General features: G+C 61.5%; 16 protein-coding genes. 9 read left to right on the forward strand and 7 right to left on the reverse strand.

Going from position 1 to position 16,325, the window contains the following annotated elements; genetic code table 11:
• The coding region (locus VLU25_15645) for a Crp/Fnr family transcriptional regulator (protein ID HSR69369.1) at positions 1-532 on the forward strand (532 nt) is incomplete at its 5' end.
• 314 nt (positions 533-846) lie between these two features.
• Here the strand turns inward: VLU25_15645 and VLU25_15650 are convergent.
• Both VLU25_15650 and VLU25_15655 read right to left on the reverse strand, forming a co-directional pair.
• Positions 847-2,103 carry a PQQ-binding-like beta-propeller repeat protein gene (locus VLU25_15650; GenBank protein ID HSR69370.1) on the reverse strand — a complete coding sequence of 419 codons (1,257 nt, stop codon included), beginning with the start codon at positions 2,101-2,103 and terminating at the stop codon, positions 847-849.
• Positions 2,104-2,211: 108 nt separating this feature from the next.
• Entirely contained in the window at positions 2,212-3,477 is a 1,266-nt protein-coding gene (locus VLU25_15655) for an MFS transporter (GenBank protein ID HSR69371.1), read from the reverse strand.
• 165 nt (positions 3,478-3,642) lie between these two features.
• Here VLU25_15655 and VLU25_15660 point away from each other — a divergent pair, with 165 nt between their 5' ends.
• Both VLU25_15660 and VLU25_15665 read left to right on the forward strand, forming a co-directional pair.
• A complete protein-coding gene (locus VLU25_15660) occupies positions 3,643-4,782 on the forward strand; it encodes an NAD(P)/FAD-dependent oxidoreductase (GenBank protein HSR69372.1) in 1,140 nt (379 codons plus the stop codon).
• Positions 4,783-4,951: 169 nt separating this feature from the next.
• Positions 4,952-5,350 (forward strand): nuclear transport factor 2 family protein, encoded by a 399-nt coding sequence (locus tag VLU25_15665; protein ID HSR69373.1) that lies wholly within the window; start codon positions 4,952-4,954, stop codon positions 5,348-5,350.
• An 81-nt stretch (positions 5,351-5,431) separates the two neighbouring features.
• Here VLU25_15665 and VLU25_15670 read toward each other — a convergent pair whose 3' ends face one another.
• The 4 genes from VLU25_15670 to VLU25_15685 all read right to left on the reverse strand — a co-directional run bounded on the left by VLU25_15670 (position 5,432) and on the right by VLU25_15685 (position 6,820).
• Positions 5,432-5,833 carry a type II toxin-antitoxin system VapC family toxin gene (locus VLU25_15670; GenBank protein ID HSR69374.1) on the reverse strand — a complete coding sequence of 134 codons (402 nt, stop codon included), beginning with the start codon at positions 5,831-5,833 and terminating at the stop codon, positions 5,432-5,434.
• Positions 5,830-6,093, reverse strand: a complete 264-nt coding sequence (locus VLU25_15675; protein HSR69375.1) for an AbrB/MazE/SpoVT family DNA-binding domain-containing protein — start codon at positions 6,091-6,093, stop codon at positions 5,830-5,832. Before VLU25_15675 ends, VLU25_15670 begins: the two co-directional genes overlap by 4 nt.
• 74 nt (positions 6,094-6,167) lie before the next feature.
• Positions 6,168-6,575 carry a PIN domain-containing protein gene (locus VLU25_15680; protein ID HSR69376.1) on the reverse strand — a complete coding sequence of 136 codons (408 nt, stop codon included), beginning with the start codon at positions 6,573-6,575 and terminating at the stop codon, positions 6,168-6,170.
• Entirely contained in the window at positions 6,572-6,820 is a 249-nt protein-coding gene (locus VLU25_15685; protein ID HSR69377.1) for a ribbon-helix-helix protein, CopG family, read from the reverse strand. Before VLU25_15685 ends, VLU25_15680 begins: the two co-directional genes overlap by 4 nt.
• Positions 6,821-6,972: 152 nt before the next feature.
• On the opposite strand from VLU25_15685, the gene VLU25_15690 reads away from it, so the two are divergent.
• The 3 genes from VLU25_15690 to VLU25_15700 all read left to right on the forward strand — a co-directional run bounded on the left by VLU25_15690 (position 6,973) and on the right by VLU25_15700 (position 11,917).
• Positions 6,973-8,895 carry a CocE/NonD family hydrolase gene (locus tag VLU25_15690; protein ID HSR69378.1) on the forward strand — a complete coding sequence of 641 codons (1,923 nt, stop codon included), beginning with the start codon at positions 6,973-6,975 and terminating at the stop codon, positions 8,893-8,895.
• Between the two features lie 1,004 nt (positions 8,896-9,899).
• Entirely contained in the window at positions 9,900-10,604 is a 705-nt protein-coding gene (locus VLU25_15695) for a PEGA domain-containing protein (GenBank protein HSR69379.1), read from the forward strand.
• A 14-nt stretch (positions 10,605-10,618) separates the two neighbouring features.
• Positions 10,619-11,917: a hypothetical protein gene (locus VLU25_15700; GenBank protein HSR69380.1), complete on the forward strand. Its 1,299-nt coding sequence runs from the start codon at positions 10,619-10,621 to the stop codon at positions 11,915-11,917.
• A gap of 265 nt (positions 11,918-12,182) precedes the next feature.
• Here the strand turns inward: VLU25_15700 and VLU25_15705 are convergent, their stop codons facing one another.
• A complete protein-coding gene (locus VLU25_15705) occupies positions 12,183-12,584 on the reverse strand; it encodes an SRPBCC domain-containing protein (GenBank protein ID HSR69381.1) in 402 nt (133 codons plus the stop codon).
• Positions 12,585-13,298: 714 nt separating this feature from the next.
• On the opposite strand from VLU25_15705, the gene VLU25_15710 reads away from it, so the two are divergent.
• From VLU25_15710 to VLU25_15720, 3 genes are all read left to right on the forward strand, one after another.
• On the forward strand, positions 13,299-13,634 hold the full coding sequence (locus VLU25_15710; GenBank protein ID HSR69382.1) for a hypothetical protein: 336 nt from the start codon (positions 13,299-13,301) through the stop codon (positions 13,632-13,634).
• 85 nt (positions 13,635-13,719) lie between these two features.
• Positions 13,720-14,040 (forward strand): helix-turn-helix transcriptional regulator, encoded by a 321-nt coding sequence (locus tag VLU25_15715; protein ID HSR69383.1) that lies wholly within the window; start codon positions 13,720-13,722, stop codon positions 14,038-14,040.
• Positions 14,037-16,325: ABC transporter permease (locus VLU25_15720; protein HSR69384.1), on the forward strand; the 2,289-nt coding region annotated here is incomplete at its 3' end. The genes VLU25_15715 and VLU25_15720, both read left to right, overlap by 4 nt.

The raw sequence follows: 16,325 nt of genomic DNA on the forward strand, positions 1-16,325 counted from the left end.
CTATTTTATTGAACAGGGCAAGGTCCGAATTTCCGTGGTGTCTGTGGTTGGAAAGGAAGCCACCCTTCAGATCCTGGGGCCGCGCGAGTTTTTTGGTGAAGGTTGCATGATGGGCCAGACGGCGAGGGTGGGGACGGCCGAAGCGCTGGAACCCTCGACGGTGGTTCAAGTGAACAAGGCGACCTTGAAGCGGGCCATCGAAAGCAAGCCCGAATTTGCCCAGCGATTCATCGGTCTGCTGCTGAGTCGCAACCTCGAACTGGAGGAAGATCTGTGCGACCAGCTTTTTAATAAGAGCGAGAAACGGCTGGCGCGGGCGCTCTTGAAGCTGGCCCGCTTCGGCAAAGACGAGGTCACGCCGGACGTGCATATTCCCTCCATAAAACACGAGATTCTGGCGGAAATGATCGGCACCACGAGGCCGCGCGTGAATTTTTTCATGAACAAGTTTCGAAATCTGGGCCTGATCGACTATAACGACGGACTCATTGTGCGCGCGTCGCTTTTGACCGACATGGTTCTCAACGATTAGGACTCGCGCAAAAACGATTTTGCGGAATTCGCGCCCGGATTTGAATTGGGCCGATCTGGGCATCCACACGGGGGGTGTGGTTGGGGTCTACCTCAAGGATTCCGGGAGTGGGGGACGGGGCCCAAAGATGGCCCCGATGATCGGGATGCGAAAACGTGAAGTTCTTCTTGCTGGCCATTTGGGGGGTGAGTTCGATTCCAATCTGCGGCGGGGCTGATTTGTGTCTCACCTGGAGATGAGTGCCATCAGCCACGATCGCCCCCTGTTTCTGACGATTATTCCATTTGTATGGGCCAACACCCAAGGCGTTGAACTCAATCGGGGCGGCGGATGTTGAGGCTGGTGAGTTCGGAAGTGCTGCGCAGGTAGAGGCGGGCGCCGGAGAGGGCTGGCGGGGTGTAGGTTTTGCCGTTGACGGCCTGGAAGGATGAGATCTCGCGGTAGGCTTCGAGGGTGGCCTCGGCCAGGGCCAGTTTGCCGTAGGTGCCCAGGATGTAGAGGCGTCCTTCGGCCGCCACCAGCGAACCCTCGCCGAATCCGCGGGTGCTCCATTTCTCGCTTCCGTCCTGAGGGTCGATGCATTTCAGGGTGGAGCGGTCGGAGCCGTAGATGTAGCCCTGGTAGTAGACGCAGGAGGAGAAGTGGTTCTTCATCACCCGGCTGTGCCAGACGGTCTCGGCCTGGAAGACGTCTCCTTGGAGCCGCAGGCGCAGCATGCGCGCGCCGCCCCGGTGAGCGGCTGAGAGGAAGACCCGGTCGGGGGCTACGAAGACCGGCGTGGCCACGTTCTCGTTGGCGCTGTTGGGCCAAGCGACGCGCCACAACATCTCTCCGTCGTCAGGGGCCAAGCCCCGGGCTGAAGCCCCGGCGAAGAAGATCACCTGAGGGACTCCGTCCACCGTCACGGCGATGGGAGAAGAGTATCCGGGCGGATCGGTGTGCCCTTCCCAGATCACGCGGCCGTCGGCTTTGTCGAGAGCCGCGAAGGCCCGGCTGTGGCGTCCGCCGGTGGTCACGAAGAGGCGTCCGTCGAGCAACAGAGGCGAATTCGAGTAACCCAGGTCGGGGGGATGCCCTCCGAAGGCCCGCGGCAGGTCGATGCCCCAAAGCTCGCGGCCGTCGGCTGTGGCCAGAGCCATGAGGAAGCCGGAGCCGCTGACCACGTAGACCCGCTGGGCGTCCACCGTGGGCGTGGCTCGGGGCCCGTCACCCCACTCGTTTTCGAAGCGCGGCCCCAGCCGCACTCTCCAGACGCGGCTCCCGTCGCGGACGTCGAAAGCGGCGGCATATTCGCTCTCAGAATCGGCATAGAGGGTGAACAGCCGTCCCTGGGAGACCGCCATGCCCGAGTACCCCGTCCCCAGCCTCACCCGCCACTCCCGTGGAGGACCGTCCTCCGCCCAGCTTTGCAGGAGTCCCGTCTCGGCCGAGACGCCATCCCGGTTGGGTCCCCTCCACTGATGCCACTCGGGAGGCGCCGCCCCGTCTCCGTTTTGGGCCCGAATGAGGCAAGGTGAAGTGAGGAGGAGTCCCGCCAGTAGAAGAGCGCTTGCAGGCCGCCGTCTGTGCATGCGCAACAGCTTATCAAAGTTGCTTTGCCTTTCGTCCTACTCCTCGCGCGGGGCGATGCGGAGCAGCACCCGTGGGAGGCGCGTCCCTTACGGCGATTTAGGAAGTGCTTAATTCTGCGCCGAGCTATCCGCCTCCTCCCTCGTTGGGTTCACCTCCCGCCCGAAAAACGCAAAGCCGGCGCTCCCGATGACCCCGAATGCAAAGGCCGTCAGCAAGTTGGTCTGGGGGCTGATCTGCCACAGGAAGGCACCGCCCAAGGCTGCCGCCGAAACAAAGGTATCCCGCACCAGGTAGTAGAGCCCGAACATGCTGGCCCTGGCTTGTTCAGGCGACAGGTCCATGATGAGGGCCTTGCGGGTGGGCTCGCCGAACTCCTTGAGTCCGCGCAGGACGAACGCCGCCACCAGCCACTCGAAGGAGCGGCTGAAGAGCAGCAGCAGCGGAAACAGGGTAAAAAAGACGAAAGTGGCAAGGACATAGGGCTTTTTGACGCTGCGGTCGGCCAGATAGGCCACCGGGATGTAAACCAGCACCGCCGTGGCCATCTCGATCGTGGTCAGCAAGCCGAACTGCAGGGCGGAGACCGGCTCTTCGATGGTCTTCATGCACCACACGACCACGAAGGCGTAGGGGATCTGCTCGCAAAACCTGATCAGGACGTCCGCCGCCAGCAGCCTCTTCATGGCCGGGCTCATCTGACGCAGCAGTTTCAATGGATTTCGCTCCACCACCTCGAAGGGGGAGAAGGGGTGCTCGTCGAGGTCGTCGGATTCAATCAGGCGCTGTTGCAGGGCTAAAGCCAGGGCCGCCATGGCCAACGCTCCCACAAAAGCCAGGCGGACTCCCGCCCTTTCGCCCCACAAACTGATAAAGAGTCCGCCCAACAGAGGGCCCAGCGCCATGGGGATGCGCCTGACCAGCGAGTGCATGCTCACGCCCATGGTCCGCTTGTTGCGGGGCAAGACCTTAAAGATCAGGCTCATGGTGGCCGGCAGCGAGATAGCCGACCAGGAGATGAACAGTACCGCCCCGATCAGCACGGCCTGCCAGGAGGGAAACAGGATGACGATGGCGAAGCCGTTCATGGCCACCAGGTTGAAGATCAGCAGCGATTTCTTGGTCCCGATGCGGTCGGCCAGGTATCCGCCCGGAAAGGAATAGAGCGCCGAGAGCAGGTTGTCCATGGCCTGCAGCAGCCCGATGACCAGAACCCCGCCGCCCAGCGCCAGCAGGTAGATGGGCAAAAAGCGCTCCGCCATCCGCTCCCCCATCCCCACCAGCACTACCATGGCCAGCACCCCTACGGTGCTGCGCTGCAGCCCCAGGAAGCTGAAGAGTCCACGGCCGCCCTTTTCCGACCCGGAAGTCGCCATGCGCCTATGACCTCAACGATGTCCCCATCATACGTGGAGAATCTTCAGCCAGACAGCGAGCGTGAGACAGCGCTGTGGTAAGTTATTCGGGTCGGTGCCACTCAACCGCAACCAGAGGCGCTTCTTGGCGACGAACTCTCCATGCCGAGTCCCGAAATGAAAAACATGGATTGCACGGTAGTGGGGGCGAGCTTTGCGGGATTGGCTTGTGCAACTGCGTTGGCGCACGGCGGCATGCGGGTCACTGTGTTGGACAAGAAGTCCGACGCCGGCGAGAAGGTTCACACCACCGGAATCATCGTCAAGGACGCGATTGACCAGGTGGCGCTTCTGGACGGACTTCCGGCCGACTTGGTCCGCCGCATCAACGGGGTCCGCCTCTATGCGCCCAGTCTCCGCTATGTCGATCTGGCGGCGCCGGGCTACTACTTTCTCGCCACTGATACCCCGCGGGTCATGCGCTGGCTGGCAGGGCAGGCCGAAGAGGCCGGTGCGCGTCTCGCCTTTCGGACCCCCTTCAAAGACGCTGAGCGAACCCAGAGCGGCTTCGACCTCGGTGACATCGGCACCTCCCGTTATCTGGTCGGCGCCGACGGCCCCAACTCGCGCGTCGCCAGAGCCTTGGGCCTGGGACAGGGCGAGAAGTTTCTGTTTGGCGTCGAGTACGAATATCCTGGCGTCGAGATCGACGAACCCGACAAACTGCACTGCTTCATCGACCGCCGCCTGGCGCCCGGTTACATCGGATGGGTGGTGGCCGGGGTCGGGATGGTGCAGGTCGGACTGGCCCGCCGCGTGAGGTCCGACGGCGTCCGGCCGACAGACGCCATGAGCCGGTTCCTGGAGAAGATCTCGCCGATCTTCGATTTCGGAGGCGTCCGTCCGGCTTCCGTGCGGGCCGGATTGATTCCCTGCGGAGGAGTGGTCAATCCGGTTGCGGCGAGCCGCGTAATGCTGGTTGGCGATGCGGCCGGAATGGTGTCTCCCGTAACGGCCGGCGGGATACACACCGCCTTGAAGCACGGTCTGGCGGCGGGTCACGCCATCGTCGACTATCTCTCCGGCAAGAGAGAGGATCCCAGCGGCTGGTTCGTCAGCTCCTATCCGCGCTTCCGGGCAAAGCGTCTGCTCCGGTTTCTCTTCGACCACTTTCAAAGCGATCTGGCCTTCAACCTATTGCTTCGCACCAAGCCCATGCGCGCCGTGGCCAGCATGGTCTATTTCCATCGCAAGGGCCTTTTCGATCCTTCCTCTCCGGAGCGGGAGTCCGAGCCGCTCAAGCGGCCAGCCGATGCCCGGCATTAGGCTTGAGCAGCTTTGAGCCACCCTGTCGCGTTATTCCACGCTTTCAGCTTTCGGACCTTTGCCGTCTAAAACCCAGGGTGGCGCCGGAGGGACTGAGGTATTATTAGTCGCGGATTCCCGGATTCATGCGGGCTGGTGCCAGACGTGGAAAATAAAAAGGGGGAGAAGCATGGGAAAGAGCTGTGACATTGTGAAGGCGCTGTACGAGGCCTTGGGCAGGGGGGACGTAGCGGCGGTACTTGGCGCTCTCGACTCCCAGATCGAATGGACAGAGGCAGACAACTTCCTTTATGCCGACGGCAACCCATACGTTGGACCGCAGGCGGTGGCCGAAGGTGTGTTTCAGCGACTTGCCTCCGACATTGAAGATTTCGCCGCTCTGCCTCACAACTTCATCGAGGGCCACGACGCCGTCGTCGTGGAAGGGCGATACCGGGGGAAGATGAAGGCCACCGGCACGCCGGTCGACGCCCAGTTCGCACACGTGTGGAATCTGCGCGACGGCAAGGTCGTCCGCTTCCAGCAGTACACCGACACCAAGCAGTGGGCGGATGCGGCCGCATCCTGACGGGGAAATGGAAAGTAGTGGTCCAACCACTCCACCGAGATTCGATTTTTTCAGGACGCTGGAAGATTCGAAGAAAAGGCTTTAGCTATCCAGCAGTCGAACGGGTGGCGTCGTCTTTAGCTCGGCGCTTCGGTGGGCCAAGGACCTGTCGAAGCTGACGAATTCGTCGGCGGGCTGGCTGGAGGCCAGATGTAGAGCGTCCGCAAAGTCCATGCCTTTTGAAAACCAATCGAGGGCAGCGATGACTCGATCGCGGTCCTCCACGGTGAGGGAGGAGAGGCCAATCAGACGCTGGAGAGTCTTGTGGATGACCGAGGCTGAGAGTTCGTAACTGTAGCGCAGCACCCATTCCGTCTCCAGCAGTACCGTCTTGCTCAAATAGAGGGGCCGTGCGGCCCGAAAAACAGAGAGAGCCTGGGGCAACTGCTTAGGATCGTCGGCTGTGACGACCCGGATCACCACGTTGGTGTCGAGCCCCGTCATGGCTTCTTGGTCCTTTCGGCAATGCCCTTTGCGATCCCTGCCTCCATTTCCTCGAGGCTTCGGGGCGGGCCTTGGTAGCCCGTGCAACCGAGAAGCTCCTCCAGGTCGGTCTCCGGGACTTCAGGCGCCTCACGAACCACGATCCTGTCTCCCTCGTCCTCCATGATGAGGACCGTCCCCGCCCCCCAACCATGCCGCTCGCGGAACGCCTGCGGGATGACTAACTGCCCCTTCGTCGAAATCTTCACCTTCTTGGTCACATGCGCCTCCAGTAAGACAATAGTAAGAACGTGCGAGGATTTTTGTCAACCGATCGCAGGAAATCGATTCGGAGTTACGGAATCACCTGGAAGGAGCGGTTGCCCTTGAGCCGGTAGACGTGAAAATCGGAGTCCAGGGTAAAGACCCGCGTGACGTTGAGGACTTCGGCGGCGGAGACCAGAGTGGCGTCGGCCGGATCCATGGGGAGGTCCTGATATTTGGCCATCAAGGCGCGGGCGCGCTCCCGCATCGCATCATCCAAATCGATGAGCTGCAGATCGCCTCTGTCCAGGAGCTTCCACACGGCCTCTTGGGCGGGCCAGCCTCCCGCTGCGCCCAGCAGGTAAATCGCTTCGGTCAAGGCCGGCCAGGTGGTCAACATAGGGGCGGAGAGCGAAGAAAGGGCCTTGGCGCAAGCGTTGTGATCGGGTTCTCCGCGGTCAATAATGGCGACCAGAGGGCCGGCATCGACAAGTATCACTTTCGATCGCCCTTCTTCGATCGCAGATGCTCGGCGAAAGCCTCTCCTGATCTACGGGCTCGGCCGCCTCCACTCTTGATCACGCCTGTGACGTCCGCCAGCCGCGGAGCCAAGCGTTGGCCTAAAATGTCCCGGCAGCGTTCCTCGATCGCAACACGGATCAAACTGGAGACGGATTGCCCGCTGATACGGGCGGCTTCTTGCAGCTTGGCTTCCAACGACTTGTCCAGCCGGACGCTCTTCATCGCAGACCTTCTTGCTCTCGCGTACTACGTTCCGAGCATGATTGTATCACGGTGAATGCTCGTGTTGATAAGGCTCTTTCTTGCCTTGTTGGGGTCGTGTACCATAAGGCGAATTGGAACTGCTCCGGACAATTTGCCATAGGGGGATCGTGATGAGACGTGGGGTTCTTGTTTTCTTTGTGAGCCTGGTTTTGCTGGGTGCGCCCCGGGGCGGACTGCTGGCGCAGCAAGAGGCTGAGGAGATTCTCAAGGAGCTGGAGGAGATCGCCGTGATCGATCAGAAGATCATGGTGCAGATGCGGGACGGGGTGCGGCTGGCTACCGACGTTTACCGGCCCAAGACCGATCAGCCGGTACCCGTCATCTTTTCCAGGACGCCCTACAACTTCAATATCTGGAGGGACGGCGAGCTCTCGGGACGCACACTGCGGCGGGCCTTGGACGTGGTCAAGCGGGGATACGCCTATGTCGTGCAGAACGAACGCGGCAAGTTCTTTTCCGAGGGAAAGTGGGACATCTTGGGACCGCCCCGGACTGACGGCTACGACGCCCTGAGCTGGATGGCCGAGCAGCCCTGGTCGAACGGACTGGTGGGGACCTTCGGATGCTCCTCCACCGCCGAATGGCAGATGGGAGTGGCTTCCCTGGGACATCCGGCCCTGGTGGCCATGGTTCCGCAAGGATTCGGCGCCGGCGTGGGACGCGTGGGCGGATTCTACGAGCAGGGCAACTGGTACCGCGGCGGAGCCGTTCAGATGCTCTTCATCGCCTGGCTCTACGGCAACCAGAACGTCCAGCGCCCCACCTTTCCCGAGTATTTCACCCAAGAAGACCTGGTGCGGGTCTCGCGCTTCTACGACCTGGCCCCCGAGATGCCCCGGGTGGACTGGTCGCAGGGACTGCGCCACCTGCCGGTGCAGGACATCATGCGCAACGTGAACGGTCCCCGCGGGATCTTCGAGGGGATGATCAAGCGCAAGCCCGATGATCCGGCCTGGTACCGGGGCGGACTCTACCACGACGACATGCCTTTGGAAGTCCCCAGCCTCTGGTTCATGTCCTGGTACGACGTGTCGACGGGACCCAACCTGGCCCTTTTCAACCACGTCCGCAACAACGCCCAGGACCCGGCGGTCAGGCGCAACCAGTACGCCGTCATCGCCCCCTCGCTGCACTGCCGCTACCGGCTGGCCGGCCCCGACAAGGTGGTGGGCGAGCGCTACCTGGGAGACACCAGCTTCGACCACGAAGGCCTCGTCTACGCATGGTTCGACTACTGGCTCAAGAATGAGAAGAACGGCGTCCTGGAGAACACGCCGCGGGTGCAGTACTTCACCATGGGAGCCAACAAGTGGCAGTCCTCGGACACCTGGCCGCCCGAGGACGCACGCATGGTCACCTTCTACCTGCACAGCGGCGGCAGCGCCAACTCGCTGCACGGCGACGGGCGCCTCTCCCGCCAAGCCCCCGGCAACGACCAGCCCCCGGACGCCTTCACCTACGACCCCATGAACCCGGTGCCGTCCTACGGGGGCAACGTCTGCTGCACGGGCAACGCCGTCGAGGGAGGCTCCTTCGACCAGCAGCAGATGGAGACCCGCAACGACATCCTGGTTTACTCCACCGAGCCGTTGAGCGAAGGGGTGGAAGTCACCGGAACCATCGAGATCGACCTCTACGTGGAGTCCGACGCGCCCGACACCGACTTCACCGTCAAGCTGATCGACGTCTATCCCGACGGACGGGCTTATAACCTCGACGAGACCATCCAGCGCGTGCGCTACCGCGAGGGATACGACAAGGAAGTCTTCATGCGTCCGGGAGAGGTCTACAAGGTTCCGGTGAGTCCCATGTCGACCAGCAACTACTTCGCTGCCGGACACCGCATCCGCATCGAGGTGTCGAGCAGCAACTTCCCCCGCTTCGACCGCAACCTCAACACCGGCGGAAACAACTACGACGAGAAAGAGGGCCGGGTGGCTCACAACAAGGTCCACCACTCATCGGCCCATCCGTCCCAGATCAGGCTGCCCATCGTCAAGGCGTCCGCGGGCCAGGAGGTCGGGTCGAAGTAGTGAGTGCGTCAGAAGTTTTGAGCCACTCTGTGGCGTTATCCCACGCTTTCAGCGTTCGCACATTGGCCGTCTGAAACCCAGGGTGGCGCCGCCGTCTCGCTTGCGCTCGCCGGGGCTGACCCTGGGCTGACGAATCGCTCGCCTTCAGCGAGCCCGGACTTCTAACACGCTGGGCCGGCGAATCTGTCCCTGTCAGGGACAAGAACGGAGGGCCCTGGCTCAGAACTTATGACCGGCAGCACTGATTCCAGATGCCGTAGCATGCGGAAGGCGTGGCGACTGGGATGTAATCTACCAAGCTGAGCCATCTCCCTGGTCATCGGCAAGATGGTTCGAGAGCGCCCGAAACAGGCGCTGGGGCCGCGATGGGGCTGCGTCCGCCGTTATTCCGTACTGCCTGGCACGGGCGATTGAGGCGTACCTATTAGGCTGAGGAGAGACTGAGAGCGAAGCCGGCTGTCCAAGGAAGGCTGTCATTTTCTCTAAAAGTTGGGAAATCTAAGGAATGATGACAATATATTTCTCACCCATAACCTAAAGTCCGTTGACAGCTTGGATTCAAGCCTCTATACTTTGCGACAACCTTCAGCGATACCAGCTTTCACACTTCAGGGGCGTTCCCCCAGGCTCGACGGACGCGGCGCCCCGGAAAGTGAGGGAGTGCCCACGAACGAAGAGTCTCGGATGGCTACCGGCCGAAGGGTCTGTTCTCCCAAGTTGCTGCCCCGAAAAAGCGGGCGTCTGTGCCCGCGAACGAAAATATTGATTGTGGCAACGGTCTCGAAAGGCAACGGTCCAAGGCGACAGTCACGCAGGTAGCAATGTCCGAACACTCACACAACGCGACTAACATCAGCGCAGTAATGTTGGACGACGGGCTGAAGGCGGCTGTGCGCTTGGCATGCTACAGGCGCCGCCTTCCAAAGGATGAGCTAAGCGCGATGCTGGACACGGCCTCGGGGTCCGCATGAGCTTCGGTACGGGAAAGTAGGAGATTGGGAGACATGATGAAGAAACTTCTCGGTCTGATTGTTGCAGCGGCCGTTTTCACTTCAGCCGCCGCGCAGGACACAGCATTCAAGAAAGTCGAACTGAGGACCGACTTCGGCACGGCCCAGCAGGGCAGGGAGGGGATCCTCGTCGTTTCGGCCTCAGAGGTCAAGTTCGCGAACAAAGGCGGGGCGGAGTATTTTTCCATCCCGACCGAGGCCATCACCGACTTGTTCTACAGCCGCGTTTCAGGAAGGCGCATCAAAACGGCCATCGTAGTCAGCCCTCTCCTGCTCTTCAGCAAGGGAAAGAAGCACTACCTGACGGTCTCCTTCGACGATGGTCAAGAGATGGTCGGGGCGGTCGAGTTCAAGCTTCACAAGAGCAATTATCGCGGCGTCCTGCGTTCGGTCGAGGCAGTCTCAAACGTCACCCTGCAGTTCGATCAAGAGGGCATCAAAGACGAGAAGGAGACCATCGCCACCCGCAGCGGCGCCGCGGACGAGTCCATGGCGGTCCTCAGGCTGGAGTCCGTTCCCGAGGGGGCAGAGATTGAGATCGACGGGGCCTATGCGGGAGCGGCGCCAAGGACCAAAAGGCTCAAGCCCGGCTCCTACAAGATCAAGTTCAAGAAGAAAGGCTACAAGGACTGGGAGCGGAAGATTGAAGTCGAGGCCGGCGAGTCTCTGACAGTGCGGGCCGAGATGGAGGAGAAGTGAAAGGAAGACGATCCATGAGATTCGGTTGCAGATTCGGGATAACGTTTTGCTTCGTGTTCGCCAACGTTGCTGTGGCGGCCTTCGCAGGGACGGTCGGCGAACGTTTTTTCTTCCCCCACTATGCGGACGGAGCGGGGATCTCGATGCAGATCTCCATCACCAATTCGTCCTCGACCAGCGCACTCGCAACACTGCATGTTTTCGACGACCAAGGAGAACCACAGTCGCTTCCGGGAATCGGTTCAAGTTTGGAGATGACGCTGGCCTCTCACGAGACCATCGTTCTGACGAGCCTCGGCAGCTCTGATCCCGTCCGGACAGGCTACATGATTGTTGAAGGTGACTCCCGGGAAGTATCCGGTCTCGCTATTTTCAGGCTCGCTGATGGAAGTGAGGCCAGCGTCCTTCCCTCCATTCTGGGCGACCGGTTCGCGCTCTTCGCCGAGCGCCGGATGGGATTGGACAGCGGTATTGCGCTTTTCAGGCAAGACCCAAGCCGAGCGGTCACCGCTAGGCTGTTTAACGAAGTGGGCGTCCTGCTTTTCGAGAGGCTCTTTCCATTTAATGACGAAGTCCAGGCCGCCAGATCTCTAGGCGAGATCTTTCCCTCCCTAGGGAGTGATTTCCGAGGTTCGTTAGAGCTTGTCTGCCGCGATGGAGAAGACTGCCAATTCGCCCCCTTGGGGCTACGCTTTGGCAGCGTGCTATCCACGGTTGCGGTCAGCGACCTGACCGAAAGAGAGACAGTCCCGCCCGGCGAGCCTCCGATTTCGGAAGGTCTGGCTGCCATCCGTCGACTGGTCGAGCCTTCAGGCCGGTGGTTCCTCGAGTTTATGATCGGCAACTCAACTTTCGACGACGAGTATGCTTTCTTCCAGGCCTTTGAATTGCCTAATCCAACGCCCAATCAGCTGCCATTTCAGGCCTTGGCCGTGGACGTTCTGTTCGATCCCGTCATAGCGACGTATCTCGTGGATGAGGGCCAATACCTGCTTCTCGACCCGAGCTTCCTCTTCGACAACGTCTACATCTTCACATTCGAAGACGAGGATACGGTTCGCGGTTGTTATCACATGCTTGATTCAGATACGAACAATCTCGGGCCGTGCCGAACGATGGAGGGCCGAAGGTTCGATTTCCTCGATGCCACGGCGCAGACAGTGAAGGCTAGAGGGGTGGTAAGGGAAGCGCTGCTGCGTGAGGTGTTCGAACAAGAGAAGTTCACGGCGCCCTCTCCAGCACTTGCGAGAGCGCTGGCCGGTCTCAGGGAACGCTTGGAGAATCCGACCGGGACCCAGTCAAAACCACATTGAGAGGTGGAACTGTTGTGGAAGGCTTGCTTGGAAAGCCCGACGCTTTCGAGGGAAACGGAACGAGTCTCCGCTACTTCTACTCCGACAGACACTCAGGTTCCCGCTCAGATCGTTGACGACGATGGCGCCGGTCACCTTGTCGGTCTGCGCCGTCAGCCAGCCCTCATGCCAGGCCTTTTTCTCTCGGCCTTCCGAGGAGCCGCTCATGATCAGAGCATTCTTCCGGCAAGCGGCTCTGCAATTCTTGGGGGTCAAGAGAGCGAAATTACTGATCTGCGTAACCGTGGTCCCAGCAGCGTTCGGGATCATGGTTTCGCAGATCCACACCGAACGTAAGCCATCCCTTGAGAGGGAAGAGCACGTTCAGCCAGCCAGCATGTACCTCGTTCCATTGATCTCGACTTGTTCCGCTGTGCGTCAGCAGAAGATCCGTCCCGCCCCGGCCATCCGGCGTCAGTTCAAATCGAACTGGTCCACCCATGTACTCGACTGAAAATATCCTTGGAGGTTTTCGCTCGATCACTTTGCCCCTGTAGGTGTAGCCGTTGATAAACTGGAACTCGATGCGCCCATCCACTTGAGCAGCCGATTCCGCCCAGAACGACGCGCGCCCTTGGTCGGAGTCGAGCGCTCCAAAGACCTTCTCCGGCGCTACCGGAATGTGCATTCTCCAGCGTATGGGTCCCCCGACTTGATCTCCTCTCATCATTCCTCCTTAGCAAAACATAAGCGAACGAATCCCGACAGGCGCCAACGCGCCCACCGCACCCCCAACGCCGCACTCCCCACGCATGGGAGCGCCCAGATTCTGCAGAGTGACTTAATACGCTTCACCTGTCGAACATAAATCGTGCCCGACCGTGAGCAAAAACACAACTTGAGAGGGGTGTCGCAAAAGTCTTCAACATGACACTTCTAAGGCTCGTTATTCCACCCCTTCAAGGTTTCTTTAGAGGTTCTTCCATTACCCAGGGTGCCGCTCGCGCGCTTCGCGCCCTCGCTGTACCCTGGGCTGGCGAATCGCTCGCCTTCAGCGAGCCCGGACTTGACTTCTAACACAGTCACTGGGCGGGCGAATCGCACCCCTTCGGGGTTCTCAGAAAGCAAGAAAGTGCTCCTTGAGACGCTTTGGGACTGGTTGGGGCTGCGCTTTTGGCACCAGTCTCTTGAGCGTGGATAACTGGGTTGCGCTGATCCAGGTTCAGCCAGCAGGCCGATCAGAAGCACTGCCAAGATTGCGGGTTTCAGAGCGGCTCTCCCTTCTTTCAATCGCTCCTGTCCCTACGCGGCGTGGCGGAAGTTTATTCGGGGCTCTGAACCGCTTTTCGATATAATGCCAGAGTTGCAGGACGAGACGATACCATAGCGGCCGGGATCAGCGATGACCAGTCCCTATTTGGAATTGACCAGGGCCTTTAACCAAGGAAGGCTGCGGGCCATTTTGAGTTCGGGGCAGGCCGTCGTGGTACATCGGCTGGCCATCATGAGCAAAGACGGCGATTGGATCCTACGCGAGGACTCCGAGGCTCTTGAGCACGTCCTGACTGTTCTGGATGGGCGCGGCGCGCGCTACCGTTTCGGGGCTCCGCTGGATCTGCGCTGGCTTGCCAACGGTTGGAGTTCTCATCTCCAGCATCGGCACTCACGCCTGCGAATCCGCACCGACTTCGTGACCCGTCCTCCCCGCATTTCCAAGTCCGAACTCGAGAGGATGTGAAAGCAGGTCGAAAATGACCTCCCAAGTTGAACGGCGGAACTTTTTTCTTGCATACCTCGTATAGCTAGGTATAGTATTGCTAGGTATGAAGAGCGAACGACTGAAAGGGCATTTGGATCTGCTGCTGCTGGCCGTGGTCAGCGCCGGGGCGGCTCATGGCTATGGGATTGTCCGGCGGCTGGCGGACGCCAGCGGCGGGGCCTTGGAGCTTCCCGAAGGCACCATCTATCCCGCGCTGCACCGGCTTGAATCGAAGAAGCTGCTCAAGAGTTCGTGGGCCACGGTAGGCGGGCGCCGCCGCCGTGTCTATGACCTGACCCAGCAGGGCCGGGACGCTCTGACGCAAGAGCGCAGCGAGTGGGGCAGCTTTGCAAAGGCCGTGGAATCGGTCCTGGACACCGCATGAGCACCTCATCGCGAAAACTGCAGGGGTACCGTCGCAGGCTGGGCAGAGAACTCGCCTCCCTGTTCGGTGTGGAGTCGAGCCATCCCGGTGTGGAGCGGATCCTGGAAGAGGTGGAAGCGCATCTCGAGGACACCATTGCCGCCCTCGTCGATGAGGGCGCCAGCGTCGACGATGCAACCTCCTCAGCCCTCTCCCGCTTGGGGACGGCCTCGCAGGTCGCCCGTGCCTACGGCGCTGTCAAAGCGCCCAGCTTCATCGATCCCGATGCCCACGTTCCTCTTTTGCGCCGATTGATCAGGGAGATCCAATCGCGAGGTGAGAGTATGGCTGTAAGTCAATGGTTTACCGACGTTCGTCTGGCGCTCCGGTTCCTCTTGAAATACCCGGGCTACGCGCTGGCCTTCGTGCTGACGCTGGGGCTGGGAATCGGTGCCAACACCGCCATCTTCAGCGTCGTCCACGGGGTGTGGCTGCAGCCGCTGCCCTATGGCGACGGCGAGCGCCTGATCTACCTGCGCCACTCGGCCGAGCTGGCGCGCATCGATAACGTCTTCTTTTCCGTCCCCGAGATCGACGACTACCGCCAGCAGTGTCCCAGCTTCCAGGGCGTGACCGAGTTCTCGGCCATGACCTTCACCATCCTGGGGCTGGACGAGCCCCAGCAGGTGCGCGCCGGCATCGTGACCGGCAACTACTTCGAGGTGATGGGACTGGGCGCCCGCATCGGACGCGTCATCGCCAGCAGCGACGACGGGGACGGAGTTGCTCCGGTGGCCGTGCTGACCTACGAGTACTGGCAGCGCCAGTTCGCAGGAGATCCCGCCGCGGTGGGCCGTACGGTCACCATGAACGGCCGCAGCGTCGAGATCATCGGAGTGGCCGAGCCGGCTCCGCCTTATCCCGAGCGGACGGACCTCTATGTCAACCTGGTGTCGAGTCCCCACCATTTGAGCGCCACCATGGTGCATGACCGCGTCCACCGCATGACCGAAGTCTTTGCGCGTCTGGCGCCGGGCGCCAGCCTGGAGACGGCACGGGTCGAGGTCGAGTCGGTCACCCGCCGCCTCCACCAGGAGTACCCCGAAGCCTACGATCCGGCCCACGGCTACAGCGTGTCGCTGACCCGCCTGCGCGACCAGTTCGCCGCCGACGCCCGGCCGACCATCCTGATGCTGCTGGGCGTGGCCGCCTTCGTGTTCCTGACCGCCTGCGCCAACGTTGCCAACCTGACGCTGGCCCGGGTGATGCGCCGTGGAGACGAGTGGGCCCTACGCGTCTCACTGGGCGCCAGGACGCGCACTCTCAGGCGCCAGTTGCTGATCGAAAACCTCATCCCCTCGCTGATGGGGGCCGCGCTGGGAATCCTTCTGGCGGCCGCGGGCGTCGACCTGCTGGCTGCCTACATCGCCCGCTATTCGGCGCGGGCCTCCGAGATCACCGTCGACACCTCCGTTCTCGGCGCGGCGCTGGTTCTGGCCCTGGCATCGGCCTCTCTCTTCGCGTTCCTGCCGCGGCTGCCCGGCGCCATTTCCCAAAAGTGGGGGACGCTGGGCGGCACCCGCGCCAGCGCCCGCTTCGCCAGCCGCCGCATGCAGCGGCTGCTGGTGGTCGTGCAGATCGGCGTCAGCTTCGTGCTGCTGGTGGGAGCCGGTCTGCTGCTGGAAACGCTGAGGAACCTGCAAAGCGACGACGGCGGAGTGGCTCTGGAAGAAGTCCTGACCATGCGCACCCCCATCGATTACTACGGCGGGCGGACTCCGGACGAGCTGCGCACCTATCTTTCGACCATGGTGGAGCGCGTTTCGGCTGTCCCGGGCGTGCGCTCGGCGGCCCTGGGCAGCATGATTCCGCTCAAGGAAGCTCCCCAGGGCGTTTTCGCCTTGCTGGCCGCCATGGAGTTCGAGGTGGAAGGAAAGCCCACCGAACCGGGAGCTCCGCCTCCGCGGGCCGACTTCCGCGTCGTGACCAGCGACTACTTCCATACCCTGGGGATGACGCTGGTCGACGGCCGCACCTTCCAGGCCACCGACAGGCCCGATGCGGCTCCGGTGGTGGTGGTCAACCAGGCCCTGGCCGACTACTACTTTCCCGACCGAGAGGCGGTGGGGCAGAGGATCGGCTGGAGAGGAAAGAACTTGCGCTTCATCGGGGTCAGCGAGGACTACCGCACCATCGTGGGCGTCGTGTCCGACGCCAAGGACTATGGGGTGGCCGAGGACGTCCCGCATGTCGTCTTCAATCCCTTCAGCCAGATGACCCTGGGAGGCGCGCTCTTCGTCCGCACC

The sequence above is a fragment of the Acidobacteriota bacterium genome, assembly GCA_035471785.1.
GTDB lineage: Bacteria > Acidobacteriota > UBA6911 > RPQK01 > DATIPO01 > JANQFM01.

Excerpts from the sequence above, each read along its gene's own strand:
- VLU25_15690 (HSR69378.1), top strand. The coding sequence starts at position 6,973 with ATGAGACGTGGGGTTCTTGTTTTCTTTGTGAGCCTGGTTTTGCTGGGT.
- VLU25_15670 (HSR69374.1), bottom strand. The coding sequence starts at position 5,833 with ATGACGGGGCTCGACACCAACGTGGTGATCCGGGTCGTCACAGCCGAC.
- VLU25_15650 (HSR69370.1), bottom strand. The coding sequence starts at position 2,103 with ATGCACAGACGGCGGCCTGCAAGCGCTCTTCTACTGGCGGGACTCCTC.
- VLU25_15660 (HSR69372.1), top strand. The coding sequence starts at position 3,643 with ATGGATTGCACGGTAGTGGGGGCGAGCTTTGCGGGATTGGCTTGTGCA.
- VLU25_15685 (HSR69377.1), bottom strand. The coding sequence starts at position 6,820 with ATGAAGAGCGTCCGGCTGGACAAGTCGTTGGAAGCCAAGCTGCAAGAA.
- VLU25_15705 (HSR69381.1), bottom strand. The coding sequence starts at position 12,584 with ATGCACATTCCGGTAGCGCCGGAGAAGGTCTTTGGAGCGCTCGACTCC.
- VLU25_15665 (HSR69373.1), top strand. The coding sequence starts at position 4,952 with ATGGGAAAGAGCTGTGACATTGTGAAGGCGCTGTACGAGGCCTTGGGC.
- VLU25_15695 (HSR69379.1), top strand. The coding sequence starts at position 9,900 with ATGATGAAGAAACTTCTCGGTCTGATTGTTGCAGCGGCCGTTTTCACT.
- VLU25_15715 (HSR69383.1), top strand. The coding sequence starts at position 13,720 with ATGAAGAGCGAACGACTGAAAGGGCATTTGGATCTGCTGCTGCTGGCC.
- VLU25_15710 (HSR69382.1), top strand. The coding sequence starts at position 13,299 with ATGACCAGTCCCTATTTGGAATTGACCAGGGCCTTTAACCAAGGAAGG.
- VLU25_15700 (HSR69380.1), top strand. The coding sequence starts at position 10,619 with ATGAGATTCGGTTGCAGATTCGGGATAACGTTTTGCTTCGTGTTCGCC.
- VLU25_15655 (HSR69371.1), bottom strand. The coding sequence starts at position 3,477 with ATGGCGACTTCCGGGTCGGAAAAGGGCGGCCGTGGACTCTTCAGCTTC.